Below are 13,250 nucleotides of genomic sequence, written 5' to 3'. Positions count from 1 at the left end.
CCTATCCTCTGGCGGCATCGGGGCAGGCCGAACCAGCCTGCCCCGCGCCTCTTAGATTATCAGAATTTGTAGCCGATTGTGGCACCGTAGCTGGCCGGTTTACCATAGGATACGTTTTGCCCACCGAACACCGTCGTATTGTCGAATCCAATCTGGCCATAACGCTTGTCAAAGACGTTTTTGCCAAAGATCGACAGCGACAATCCACTGGTTTCGCTTTCCCACGAGGCCGAAAGATTGACCAGCGTGCGGCCCGCAAAGCGATGGGATTCGAAGTTGCGGATATTATGGTAGATCGCGCTGGCATAGCTGACCGTGGCGTTGAGGGCGACATTGCCGCCGGCAACACTACGGATACTGTAATCGATCGTGCCGGTTATCTGCGTGCGCGGCGAATAGGGCGGACGCACCGTGCGCAGAACGCCCGGCGCGACAGCGAAATTCTTGATCGCTGCATGGGAATAGCCGAAATTAGCCCCGAAACGCAGTTCGTCGGTCGCGCGCAGCGATGCCTCCAGATCCAGACCATAGATTTTGGAGTCCACATTCCGCACGACGCCGCTGGCCGTGTTGAACACGTAAGCCTGAAAATCCTTATAATCATAATAGAAGGCCGAGGCATTGAGCAGGAGAGGACCGGTGGTCAGCTTGAAACCGCCCTCATAGCTCAGCAATTTCTCTGGCGCGTAGGACATGTCGGCCGTGGCCACGGTATCGGCCGGGCTGAAGGTGAAGGGGGCGTTGTAATTGCCCGCTTTGACGCCGCGATTGACCCCGACATAGACGAGCAGATCGTCCACCGGACGATATTCCAGTTGCACCTTGCCAGTCCAAAGGTTGAACGAGCGGCGGTTATTAAAGTCGGGCTGGAACGCGGGGGAGACGAAGGTGCCTTCCACCCTGTAGTCATCAAGATTGCGGGCGTTGAAATGGCGATAAGCGTTGGTCTGCTTCTCATAAATGTAGCGCGCACCGGCGATGACGGTGAACTGATCGGATAGTTTGAATTCCGCCTGACCAAAGCCCGATATGGACCTGGAACGGAAGGCAACTGTCGCCACCAGATCATTGCCCGCTTCGACCGCCAGGAAATTGCCGAAGAAAGCCGGGATATTGGCCAGCGCCGACCCCTTTGGTTCCAGAATTCCCTGAAGAACGTCGACCTTGTTATCCAGATAATAAAGGCCGGCCTGCCACTGCACCCGATCACTTTCGCCACTCAGGCGCAGTTCCTGCGACCATGCGCGTGTGTCAGACCTGGAGGCAAAGCCCAATATGTTGACCGGCGAACCGTCACCCAGATAGGTTTCCTTGCCATATTTCTGGTAGGAGGACACCGAATGGAACTGCACACCGCCCAGATCATAGGTGACATGGCCGGCATAGACCTGCGCCGACACCTGACCATGATCGGACCGCGCGAAATCTTCCGACAGGGTCAGTGAACCGGGGTCAAGCGGCACGTAGCCGAAATAATTGCCGCCTGGAGCCGGGCGCACGAATACGCCATTGGCGAGCGCGACAAATTCGGGGACGTTGGCACCACCGGGGCCGATCGCGATGCGCGTTTCGTTGGGTCCGACCCGTTCGGAGCCAATGACCCGGCCGTTGGCGTCGAGGATGGCGATGGTCGCTTCCTGCGTGTAGGGCGCTGTCGAAAGACGGGTCTTGGAATAGCCCCCGGTCAGGCGGATCGTCAGATTTTCCGTCGGCTCGAACAGCAGCTGGCCCCGGACGGCGGCCGTCTCAGTTCCGCCCAGATCCTGCCCGCGAGGACTGACGCCAACGCCCTGCGTATTGCCTTGTGGTCCATCGAAGGACAGGATCGACTTGCTGCCTGCCGCGCCGGCGGGATAGGCATTTTTCCAGAAATTATCGATGCGCGTGTACAGGCCCGACACACGCAGCGCCGCCTTGTCCCCCAGAGGCAGGTTGACCGCGCCCTGCGCATTCAATTCGTTGAAGCGCGCATAGGTCAGGTTGCCATAGCCCTCGACAATGCCCAGCTTTGGCTTGGCGACGACATTATGAACGAGGCCGCCGGTCGCGTTGCGGCCGAACAGTGTACCCTGCGGTCCCTTCAGCACCTCGACCCGTTCAATGTCCATGAAGGACATGGTCTGGCCTTGCGCGGAGGTGATGTAGACATCGTCGATATAGAAGGCGACGGGATTTTCGATCGTGTCGAGAAAGTCCGACTGGGTCACGCCTCGGATGGTATATTGCTGGCTCTGCCCGCCATACGCACCCGACACATAGACGCCGGGAATAAGCTGGGCGATGTCGGTGGAATCGGTTGCGCCGCGCGCCAGCAACTCATTGCCCGAAAATTGCGCGACCACCGCGCCGACATCCTGAACATTCTGGGCACGCCGATTGGCGGTTACGATGATCGCCGCGTCAAGCGACGGGTCGGCACCGACCTGAGCCTCTTGCGCGGCAGCGACGCCATGCGTGGCGATAGCCAGATAGCATGCCGACGCGAGTGAAAGCGCATTTCTGAACATGACATTCTCCCCTACAGTTATTTTCGAAATTTATATCCACGACAACAGCAAGTTCGCAACAAGAATTTTCGTAATTTTTTGTGAACGGCTTTTTGCGGCCCAAATTCAGGGGCGCAGCGCTGAACGATGGCGGGCGCGAAGGCCGCTGATCGGGGCGCAATGCTGTTTTGACAGCCCTTCTTCCTCCCTGACTGGCGACCTCGCTGCTTGACGGACCGCTCATTATTGGAATACCGATAGGTATCTCAAATGAAGATATGTGTCAAATGGAAGTGAGGCGGGGATTATGGCGGCAGGACAAGTGGCGATCGACATCGAACGTGGCGACAGGGCTTCGATCGACCAGCTGGGCAGATTGGGCGCCGCGAGCGTTCATGAAGCCATGGGTCGGCGCGGGTTGCTCCTGCCTGCCCTGCGCCCGCTTTTTCCTGCCGCCATCGCGGGCGCGGCGCTGACATGTTCGGTGGCGCCGGGGGATAATTGGATGATCCATGTCGCGCTGGAACAGGCGCAGCCGGGTGATATACTGGTTGTAGCCCCGACATCCCCCTGTAGTGACGGCTATTTTGGCGATCTTCTCGCCACGTCCGCCATGGCACGGGGGATCGTCGGCCTTGTGATCGACGGCGGCGTGCGCGATGTTGCCACGCTGCGGGAGATGGGCTTCCCGGTTTGGTCCCGCGCTATCTTCGCGCAGGGTACGGTCAAGGCCACGCTGGGCGAAGTCCAGTTCCCGCTGCTGTGCGCGGGTGGACTTATCCATCCCGGCGACGCGGTCGTGGCGGATGAGGATGGCATTTGCATCGTGCCGCGTCTTGAAATTCCCAGCGTTCTAGACCGCGCTTTGGCGCGGGCCGCCAATGAAGAGGAAAAGCGTCTGTGTTATGCGCGCGGCGAACTCAGTCTGGACATCAACGCCATGCGTAAACAGTTGGACGACGCCGGATTACGCTATGTGCGCACTGGTCATCGCGCGGAAAATATCGAAAATCCCTGATGGACTCGACGCCCGTGCCGACATGGCGCAACAGCCGATTGACACGAGCGGCCCGGAAAGGTTGCGGGCAAGGCAATATCCGCGCTAATCGTGGGGTGCATGGGATCGGAGAGATGGCGGTGGCTGGCAGCAAGGTAAATCTGGAGAGACGCGCCGAAATCGGGCGCGCCAGACGCGCGAAAACGCGCGTGACGCTTCTCAAGGCCGCGTTCGAGCTGCTGGGCAAGGAAGGCGGGCGTTCGGCGCGGATCGAGGAGATATGCCAGACCGCCAATGTCGCACGCGGCACATTCTATAATTATTTCACCAGCGTCGATGAAATGTTCAAGGCGCTGACCTTCGACATCAGTCATGATTTCAACGACGCGACTCGCGCCGTGATTCGCCGGGTGCCGGCCGGGGCCATCCGATCCGCCTTCGCCCTGCGCTATTATCTGCACAAGGCCTATGCCGACCGCGAATGGGGATGGGCGATGGTCAATCTGAGCGCGGGCGGGCCGATTTTCGGCGAGGAAACCTATAGTTACGCGACTCAATCCATCCAGGAAGGGATGATCACCGGCCAGTTCAACATCCCAAGCCTGGATATCGGGCGGGATCTGATGATGGGCGCAACCTTGTCAGCCATGATCACGATCGTCCGGGGCGATCCGGGTCAGGACTATCCCGAAGCGGTCGTCGGCCAGATATTGCGCGGCCTGGGGGTGAACGAACCGCTGATCGCAAAATGCGTCAGTCCAGCGCTGCCCGACCCATTCGACTTTCTGGCAAATCACGGTGCAGCCCCAGAAATGGGTATTGCGGATGAGTTCGGTCTGCTCAATTAGCAAATCGAATTAAACATATTGTCATTTTGACGAATCGTTGATATTCACATCTCCAGACGATCGATCAATGATCGCATCACAAGGAGAGTGGGATGTCTCAATCGCTTGAGCAGATGATCCAACATGCCGGTTCACCGGCGCGGCTGCTGCAAAATGCGCAGGTTGGCGCCTTCGAATTTCCGGTACAGTCGATGCATTCCAACCTGATCGACGAAGGGCAGGCATGGCGGAAAAGCGCCATATTGTTCGATCAGTCCTTTCACATGACTGAGTTGCGCATCAAGGGGCCGGATACCAAAAGGCTGCTGAGCGATTTTGCCGTCAATAATTTTGCCGGGTTCGGCGCGAACAAGGCCAAGCAGATCGTCTGCTGCAACAAGGACGGCTATCTGATCAGCGACGCGATCATCTTTGGCTATGCCGATGACGAGGTGCTGGTGGTGGGGCGACCGGTTGTGCCCAACTGGCTCCAGTTTAACGCGGAAACCGGCGGCTATGATGTCGAAACCCATATCGACCATCTGCGCGGTTACGATCCGAATAATGAAAGACCCCATTACCGTTTCGAGGTGCAGGGACCGACCGCTATGGCCCTGCTGGAAGAGGTGAATGAAGGCGCACCGCTGACCACCCGCTTTTTCGGCATGGGCGAAATCACGATCGCGGGATGCAAGGCCCACACGCTGGTCCACGCGATGGGCGGCGCGAAGGGGCTGGAAATCTGGGGGCCTTATGCCGACAAGGCGCGGGTCGAGGCAAAGCTGCTGGAAGTCGGCCGCAAACATGACCTGGTGCGCGGTGGCGGGCGCGCCTATGGTATCACCGCAGCGGAATCGGGCTGGCTGGCTGCCCCGCTCCCGGCAATTTATGATGGCGAGGAGATGCGCCCCTATCGCGAATGGTTGACCGACCATCATTTCGAGGGCTTTTGTTCGGTCGGCGGATCATTCCAGCCGGAAGATGTGCGCGACTATTATCTGACTCCGTTCGAACTCGACTATGGTCGGCTGATCCACTGGGAGCATGATTTTCTGGGTCGCGACGCCCTGTGGGCGATGAAGGACAAGCCCCATCGCACCAAGGTCACGCTGGTGTGGAGCAAAGAAGATGTGCTGAAGGTTTTCGCCAGCCTGATGGAAGAAGGCGAGATGTGCATGTGGATGGACCTTCCATCCTCCGACTATGCCATCCACCCCTATGACCGGGTGGAGAAGGACGGACAACTGGTCGGTATTTCCACCTATCCGCTTTACAGCGTCAACCAGCGCGCATGGTTGTCGGTGGCGGTGGTCGATCCCGATCATGCCGCGCATGGTGGGCAATTGTCGATCCTGTGGGGCGAACCCGATGGCGGGACGGCGAAACCCTCGGTCCACCGCCATCGCCAGATTTCGATTGGCTGCACCGTGGCTCCCTGGCCAATCGCCGAGGATATTCGCCGCGATTACCGCGCCCAGACCTGATCGCGCCAAAGCCTGATCTCATCGCCCCCCTCGAAACGGGCGGCCTCAACCCTTCACACGCAGGAGTCGTTTATGACTGCTACGGAGCGGACCCTCGTCTACGCCACCAGCAGGCCATCGTTGCTCAATGGCTACTCGCTGGAAATGACCATAAAGGAATGTGCCGCCCTGGATGCGGTGGCGGCAGATCTGGTCCCCGGAACAAGCGTCGCCATCGCCTTCCTGCCCGGCGAAGCGCTGGAAAGCAGGATCGCGGTCGCCGGCTACGTCCGGTCGCTGGGGTTAGAGCCGAAGGTGCATCTGCCCGCGCGGCGTATCCAGTCCGAAGCGCAATTGGCGCGCCTGCTGGAGGCTCTGGCCGAGACGGCGGACCTGAAACAGGTGCTGGTGATCGCTGGCGATGCCGACGTTCCGATCGGGCCGTTTGCCGATGCGCTGTCGGTCATCCAGACCGGATTGCTGGAAGCCAGCGGCATCGACCGGGTGTCGATCGGTGGCCACCCGGAAGGGCATCCGGCCATGGACCAACATGGCTGCGACGACTGGCTGGCGCGCAAGATCGACGCGATCGTCTTGCGCGGCATGGCACCGGACATCGTCACCCAGTTCGGTTTCGATGCCGACGCGATGCTCGACTGGCTGCATCGGTTGCGCGGCATGGGCATAAGCGTGCCGGTGGCGCTGGGCGTGCCGGGGCCGACATCGGCCCGCAAGCTGATCGCCTTTGCCGCGCGGTGCGGGGTCGGCGCGTCGACCAGCGTGCTGCGCAAATATGGCCTGTCGCTGACCGCACTGATGCGAACCAGCGGACCGGATCGGATGGTGGACAGGCTGTCATCGGGCCTGTCCGCCGACGCTGGCGGCCGGGTCACGCTGCATTTCTACCCGTTCGGCGGCCTGGACAAGACCGCCGACTGGATCAACGCGCGTCAGCCATGACGCGTGCCCTCCCCGCCTGACGGAGCCCATCATGTCGGCTATCTGCATACTCAGCCTGTCCTGCCCCGACCGTCCCGGTCTGGTCGCCCGTGTCGCCGGACTGCTCGCTGCCAATGGTGGCAATATCATCGATGCCCAGCAGTTCAACGACACGCTGACCGACCGCTTTTTCATGCGCATAGAATTTGCGCCAGCGGCCCTGTCCGTCACGGCGTGGCGCAATGCCTTTGCTCCCCTCGGCACCGAGTTGGACATGGACTGGAAATTGCGCTGCGGCGACACGCCGATGAAGGTTTTGCTGATGGTCAGCAAATTCGACCATTGTCTTGGCGACCTGCTCTATCGCCATCGCATCGGCGAACTGGCGATGGACGTCGTCGGTATCATCGGCAATCATCCGGCATCGGCGCTGTCCATTCCCCTGCCCGATACCATAACCTATCATCACGTCCCGATAACTGCCGCCACCCGTTCCGAACAGGAAGCACGCATCAAGGCGCTGGTCGAGGAAACGGGTGCCGACCTTGTGGTGCTGGCGCGCTATATGCAGATCCTCTCGGACGATCTGGCCGGCTTCCTTTCCGGGCGCTGCATCAACATCCATCATAGTTTTCTACCCGGCTTCAAGGGGGCCAAACCCTATCATCAGGCCCACCAGCGCGGGGTCAAGATGATCGGCGCGACCGCCCATTATGTCACGGCCGATCTGGATGAAGGGCCGATCATCCATCAGGATGTAGAACGGTGCGACCATCGCGAAACGCCCGACGAGCTGGTGGCCAAGGGGCGCGACGTGGAACGCCGCGTGCTGGCAAGTGCGGTCATGGCGCATATCGAGGATCGCGTCCTGCTCAATGGCCAGCGGACAGTCGTGTTCGACTGAAGTGCGGCGTCGAAGTAATCTTGACCCGGCCTTCTAATTTGAATACCGATAGGTATCTGGAATTTTCGACAGGATTTGAGCCATGGCTGCTGACAAGATCAAGCTCGTAGGCGGAGCGCAGGGTTTCAACTGGCTCCCTGTCTTTGTCGCCATCCGAAAAGGGATGTTCGCCGACGCAGGCATCGAAGTCGAACTGGAACGTCTGGGTAGCGTGGACAAGGCGACGGCCGCCGTGGCCCAGGGCGAGGCCCACCTTGCCATCACCCCGCCCGAAGGCGCGGTTACGAACTTCGTGTCAGGCGGGCCGCTGCGGATCGTCGCTTCCAATTCCAACCGGCTGCCGATGTCGCTGGTGGCCCGGCCCGAAATCCGCACCATCGCCGATCTGCGGGGCCAGAAAATCGGCACATCCTCCCTGACGGAGGGCACCGCCATCTATACCCAGATCATGCTCGCCGAGCATGGACTGGCCTATCCGGGCGATTATGAATTTGCGCTGGCGGGCATCCACACCACCCGGTGGGACGCCTTGCAAAAGGGCGAAATCGCCGCCGCACCGCAGCCCGCCCCTTGGAATTTTCTGGCGCAGGATCAGGGCTATAGGCTGCTGGGCGAAGTATCGGATTATATTCCCGAAATCCTGTTCGCTGCCCTGATCGCGCGCCAGCCATGGATCGACGCACACCGGCCTGTCCTGTCGCGGCTGCTGGGCGCGCTCGATCAGGCCTATGATTTCGTCAATGATCCGGCGCATGAAGCGGAAAATATCGATATTTTTCAGGAAATCACGACCAAGGATAGCCGCGATCTCGCCCGCCGTGGCTATATCTACATGCGCGATCTGGGCATGTGGCCGCGCCATATGGCGGTGCCGCACACAGCGCTGGCGACAACGGTCGACCTGATGGTCCGCGCCGGTCTGCTGGCGCAGGACAAGAGCGCGGCTGCAATGGGCGTTTTTCAGCCTGACAGCCTCGCTGCCCTGGCCGAATAAGCGCGGGCTGGGAACGCGGGCTTGGTTTCACGGCTCAGCTGTCATATCAGCCAGCGATGACAACGCGATATGGCGACAGGAGCAGCCTTTGGCGCGACTAACCAGGGAAGAGAGCCAGGCGCTGACACGCGAGCGATTGCTGGCGGCCGCCCCGCAAGTCGTGGCGCGTGAAGGCTATGAGGGCGCGTCGATCGACAAGATCGCCGATGCGGCGGGCTATAGCAAAGGCGCTTTCTATTCCAATTTTGCCAGCAAGGATGAATTTTTCCTGGAGCTGCTCGAACGTCATGCCGGGCAGGATGTGGTCGAAATCGCGCAATTGCTGGGCGATGTGTCTATCCCGAATGATATTATCGACCGGGTGACAGAATGGGCGGCGGACAAGGCGTCCGACCCGACCTGGGGCATATTGCCGCTGGAACTGTTCCGTCAGGCCAGACGGGATTCGATCTTCACCGCCCGGCACGCCAACCTGTTTCGCGAACAGTGGCGCGGCGTTGGCGCATTGCTGATGCCGCTGGCCCCGCGCTGGCCCGATGCTGACCACGAACTGCTGGGCGCGATGGTGCTGGAACTGACCTATGGCGCCGCCTCCGCCTTCAATCAGGGTAACGGACCGAGCGTTGGTGATCTGGTCCGTCTGGCGCTGACCTCCATTCACCTGGCTTATGGCGTACCATCCGCTAGCTGAGACTTGAGCAGCGCGTCCAGTCGGGGATAGACGCGGCGGCTGTTACGCTCGAACACCAGATGCCGGTCTGCCTCGCTGAGGTCCAGCGCGTCGATATAGCGTTTGGTGTCGTCATAGGGATGACCGGTATCCGGGTCTGCGCTGCGCACCGCGCCGAACATTTCCGATGCGAACAGGATGTTTTCGACCGGGATAACCCGGAACAGCAGGTCGATGCCGGGCTGGTGATAGACGCAGGTATCGAAGAAGATATTGCCCAGCAGATGCTGACGCGGATCGGGCTTGCCCAGCCGATCGGCAAGGCCCCGAAAGCGGCCCCAATGATAGGGCACAGCCCCGCCACCATGGGGAATGATGAGCCGCAGGTCGGGAAAGTCGCGAAACAGATCCCCTTCCAGACATTGCATGAACGCAGTCGTATCGGCGTTGAGATAATGGGCGCCGGTCGCATGGAAGTTGGGATTACAGCTGCCCGACACATGGACCATGGCGGGAACGTCCAGCTCGACCATTTTCTCGAAAAAGGGATACCAGGCGCGATCGGTCAGCGGCGGACCGCTCCAATGGCCACCCGATGGATCGGGATTGAGGTTGCAGCCCACAAAGCCCAGTTCCAGCACGCACCGTTCCAGTTCGCCAATGGCGTTAGCGATGGATATGTCGGGCGATTGGGGCAATTGGCACACACCGGCAAAATGGCGCGGAAACAGATCGACCACGCGCTTGATCAAGTCGTTGCAATGGCGCGTCCAGATTGCGCTGGTCGCCGCGTCACCTTCATGATGGCCCATGCCGACGGCGCGGGGGGAGAAGAGCGTCATGTCCGCTCCCCTCTCCCGGATCGCCTGCAACTGGTTGATCTCGATCGACTCTATGATCTCATCATCGCTGATCGCGGCATAAGCGGGCGTTCCAAGGCCCTGTCGAAACCTGTCAAGTTGCGTCGTGCGAAACGCGCCATGGCTGTGCGGATCGGTGGTATAGTGGCCGTGACAGTCGATGATCATCAGGCGTCCCACCGCGCCGGAAGGCTGGTGACGCCACGGAAGCGCCAGCCCTTGCTCGACGTTGGCTTTTCGGGGTCGAGACGCAGATTGGGCAGGCGATTAAATGTTTCCTCCAGCGCGATCCGGCCGGCAGCACGGCTGAGATAATGGCCCGAGCAGAAATGCGGACGATAGCCGAACGCGGCGTGGCTTTTGCGTTTGCGATCCATGTCGAAGGCTTCCGCATTGTCCCAGCGGCTTTCATCGCGATTGGCGGAAGCAAGGACGATGGCGACGGATGAACCTTCGGCGATCTTCGTGCCGGCCAGTTCGAAATCCCGATAGGCGACGCGCGGGGTGACGCCGATCGGCGCGATCCAGCGCAGCCCTTCATCATAGGCTTTGAGCGCCCGTCCGGCTGGATCGGATCGCATCATCGCGGTCTGGTTTGCATCGCCCAATATGCCGAAGGTCGCATTGGCCGCGCCATGGCCCGGCTCCTGCAACCCGCCCAGAATGATCACGCGCATGGTGGGCATGATGTCGGCAAAAGCGCGACGCTGGCCGTCCGGCAGGCCGCCATGGATGACGTGCGAGAAGAGCGATTTGTCCGGCGTGGCGCAAGCGGCTTCGTACATCTTGCCCATCACATCGTCGATGTCGGCAATGGCCTGATCGCATCGCGCCCAGATCGCCGGGTCTTGCGCGACGATATTCTGCAAGCCGCCATTGATCGCATGAAACCAGCCTTGCAGCGTGTCGTTGGGGACATGCCCCAGTCCGATCAGGTCGCCGATCAGACGCACGCTGATCGGTTCGAACAGTTCCTGCGTCAGGTCTGCCTCGCCCCGCGCCAGGATCGCGTCGATATAGCGGTTGGCGATGGGGCGGGCCAGATCCTCGACATAAGTGTCCACCCTTGCCTGCTGGACTTCATAGTCGATGCCTGCGCGCAGCGACTGATGCTCCGGGCCGGACATCGACAGGACATTGGGCATACCGAAAACCCGCGCTTCGGGGCGAAGCTCTGAATCCGACGGGCCGAACACCGCGTCATTGGCGCCCACGGTCTGGCAGTCCGCCCAGCGGGTCACGAAATATTCGTGTGACGCCTCGAACAAGGCGACCGGCGCTTCCTTCCGCAGCCGGGCGTAAACCGGATAGGGATCGTTGAACAGATTGTCGCCGGTCAGATCATCATTGGCCATCACCATCACTCCCATTTGTGCCGCCGGGGCAGTTTTGTTGTTGTCCGGGGTGTGCAGACCGGCTTGGGCCGATCGTTGCCCCGCCTGCTAAATTATGGAAATTACGCAGCATATTGCCCAGAACAGGATGTATTCCGGCCCCTGCTTCTGCCATCGCCAGTTCCAACCATTGATCCTGACCACAGCAAATCCAGCGCCCGCCAGGACGAAAACGGCCAGCGCGGCGGACAGATGGGGCATGAAACCGGACACCAACCCAGACATGGCCAGGCCTTCGGCAGCCGCCGTCAGGTAGAGGAACAGCTTGCCCGGTTTGAAGCCCACTTTCTCGAATGTGAGATACGCCAGATTCGCATGGCGCAGTTTGCCGATCAGATGCGGCAGGAACCAGATGCCGCACAATATGCGCAGGATCGTCTGCGGATCATCGAAATTCGTCATGCGCTTCTCCCCTGAACACCGCCATTATCATTGACATACTAATAGGTATCCGAATATCAGTCGGAACGTCAAGTCGCATATCGCGCTGCGAAATCGCGGTTTTCTGTGACGTGGGGGATGAGGAGATCAGAATATGGCAGAAAGCATGAAAGCCGCGCGGCTCCATAAGGTGGGGCAGCCGATGACGATCGATAATGTCGAAAAACCAGTCGCCACCGGAACCGACGTCGTCATCCAGGTGCAGGGATGCGGCATGGTGCCCAATCTCGCCAATGTGCTGGCGAACTGGCAGACATGGTATCCGCAAATGCCCCTGCCGCCGCTGCCCGCCATTTTCGGCCTTGATCCGGTAGGGGTCGTCCATCAGGTCGGCGATCGGGTGGTCGGATACCAGCCGGGCGACCGGGTCTATGTGAATCCCGGCCGTTTTTGCCGCACCTGTCATGCCTGCCTGTCGGGGACACCGCAACATTGCCAATATTGGACGCTCGGCGGCTATTTCGGTTACAATCCCAATAGTCTGGAGATGTTTCGTCTCTATCCCGAAGGCGGCTTTTGCGAATATATGCGGGCGCCGCAGGATGCGCTGGTGCGGTTGCCCGACACTGTTACACTGGGTCAGGCGACGCGCTTTGGCTATCTGGGGACGTCCTATGCGGCGCTCAAAAAATGCGGCTCGCTGACCGGCAAGTCGATCATCATCAACGGGGCGACGGGGACGCTGGGTGTCGGCGCGACATTGTTCGCGCTCGCTTTGGGAATCGGCAAGATTTACGCGGTCGCACGCGGTGACGATCTGCTCGCCCGGCTGAAGCAGTTGGCCCCCGACCGGATCGAAACATTTTCGAACCGCAATGGTTCAACCGCGCAATGGGTCAAGAGCCTGACCAACGGGGTCGGCGTAGACCTGATGCTCGACACGATGGGGGCCAAGGCACCTTTGGAATCGATGAAGGATGCCATGCAGGGGGTCCGGCGCGGCGGCAGGATCGTCAATATCGGAGGCGCAGCGGGCGATCTGCCGGTCGATGTCAAATGGTGGATGGACGAGCAGATGGAATTGATCGGATCGGTCTGGTTCACGGCCGCCGATGGTTTGGAAATGGCTAGCCTGTTTGCCAATAAGGTTGTCGATCTGTCCGTCTTTGAACCCAGAATGTGGCCGCTGGCGGCGATCAATGAAGCAATCAACGGCGCAGCGTCGGGCGACGGCGGCTTCACCAATTATCTGGTGACGCTGTGAATTTGTAGCGGAGCGTCGCAGGTGAATTTGGGTATTAGGAGGTGGCCGGCTGGTCTGCACAGGGATCGGCA

12 protein-coding genes are annotated in these 13,250 nt (G+C 60.2%); 8 read left to right on the top strand and 4 right to left on the bottom strand.

Features of this window, described 5'->3' with window-relative positions; genetic code table 11:
* Positions 1-59: 59 nt before the first annotated feature.
* On the bottom strand, positions 60-2,507 hold the full coding sequence (locus tag D0Z70_RS01475) for a TonB-dependent receptor (protein ID WP_119743629.1): 2,448 nt from the start codon (positions 2,505-2,507) through the stop codon (positions 60-62).
* 286 nt (positions 2,508-2,793) lie between these two features.
* Here D0Z70_RS01475 and D0Z70_RS01470 point away from each other — a divergent pair, with 286 nt between their 5' ends.
* The 7 genes from D0Z70_RS01470 (at position 2,794) to D0Z70_RS01440 (ending at position 9,301) form a co-directional block, all read left to right on the top strand.
* Positions 2,794-3,504, top strand: a complete 711-nt coding sequence (locus D0Z70_RS01470) for a 4-carboxy-4-hydroxy-2-oxoadipate aldolase/oxaloacetate decarboxylase (protein WP_119743628.1) — start codon at positions 2,794-2,796, stop codon at positions 3,502-3,504.
* A 119-nt stretch (positions 3,505-3,623) separates the two neighbouring features.
* Positions 3,624-4,331: a TetR/AcrR family transcriptional regulator gene (locus D0Z70_RS01465; RefSeq protein ID WP_220475611.1), complete on the top strand. Its 708-nt coding sequence runs from the start codon at positions 3,624-3,626 to the stop codon at positions 4,329-4,331.
* 92 nt (positions 4,332-4,423) lie between these two features.
* Positions 4,424-5,794, top strand: a complete 1,371-nt coding sequence (locus tag D0Z70_RS01460) for an aminomethyltransferase family protein (RefSeq protein ID WP_119743626.1) — start codon at positions 4,424-4,426, stop codon at positions 5,792-5,794.
* 72 nt (positions 5,795-5,866) lie between these two features.
* Complete coding sequence (locus tag D0Z70_RS01455; RefSeq protein ID WP_119743625.1) at positions 5,867-6,733, top strand: methylenetetrahydrofolate reductase; 867 nt, start codon at positions 5,867-5,869, stop codon at positions 6,731-6,733.
* Positions 6,734-6,764: 31 nt separating this feature from the next.
* Positions 6,765-7,616, top strand: coding sequence for a formyltetrahydrofolate deformylase (gene purU / locus D0Z70_RS01450; RefSeq protein ID WP_119743624.1), 852 nt, complete (start codon positions 6,765-6,767; stop codon positions 7,614-7,616).
* Positions 7,617-7,698: 82 nt separating this feature from the next.
* Positions 7,699-8,610 carry an ABC transporter substrate-binding protein gene (locus D0Z70_RS01445; RefSeq protein WP_119743623.1) on the top strand — a complete coding sequence of 304 codons (912 nt, stop codon included), beginning with the start codon at positions 7,699-7,701 and terminating at the stop codon, positions 8,608-8,610.
* 88 nt (positions 8,611-8,698) lie between these two features.
* Complete coding sequence (locus tag D0Z70_RS01440) at positions 8,699-9,301, top strand: TetR/AcrR family transcriptional regulator (protein WP_119743622.1); 603 nt, start codon at positions 8,699-8,701, stop codon at positions 9,299-9,301.
* Here the strand turns inward: D0Z70_RS01440 and D0Z70_RS01435 are convergent.
* The 3 genes from D0Z70_RS01435 to D0Z70_RS01425 all read right to left on the bottom strand — a co-directional run bounded on the left by D0Z70_RS01435 (position 9,277) and on the right by D0Z70_RS01425 (position 11,936).
* Entirely contained in the window at positions 9,277-10,308 is a 1,032-nt protein-coding gene (locus D0Z70_RS01435; RefSeq protein ID WP_119743621.1) for an amidohydrolase family protein, read from the bottom strand. The genes D0Z70_RS01440 and D0Z70_RS01435 overlap by 25 nt on opposite strands.
* Positions 10,308-11,495, bottom strand: coding sequence for a cytochrome P450 (locus D0Z70_RS01430; RefSeq protein ID WP_119743742.1), 1,188 nt, complete (start codon positions 11,493-11,495; stop codon positions 10,308-10,310). Before D0Z70_RS01430 ends, D0Z70_RS01435 begins: the two co-directional genes overlap by 1 nt.
* 87 nt (positions 11,496-11,582) lie before the next feature.
* Positions 11,583-11,936 (bottom strand): DoxX family protein, encoded by a 354-nt coding sequence (locus tag D0Z70_RS01425; RefSeq protein WP_119743620.1) that lies wholly within the window; start codon positions 11,934-11,936, stop codon positions 11,583-11,585.
* A gap of 133 nt (positions 11,937-12,069) precedes the next feature.
* Here D0Z70_RS01425 and D0Z70_RS01420 point away from each other — a divergent pair, with 133 nt between their 5' ends.
* Positions 12,070-13,179 carry an alcohol dehydrogenase catalytic domain-containing protein gene (locus D0Z70_RS01420; RefSeq protein ID WP_119743619.1) on the top strand — a complete coding sequence of 370 codons (1,110 nt, stop codon included), beginning with the start codon at positions 12,070-12,072 and terminating at the stop codon, positions 13,177-13,179.
* Positions 13,180-13,250: the final 71 nt, after the last annotated feature.

Source organism: Sphingobium terrigena (assembly GCF_003591655.1).
Lineage (GTDB): Bacteria > Pseudomonadota > Alphaproteobacteria > Sphingomonadales > Sphingomonadaceae > Sphingobium > Sphingobium terrigena.
This window is presented reverse-complemented; position numbering and strand designations above follow the sequence as displayed.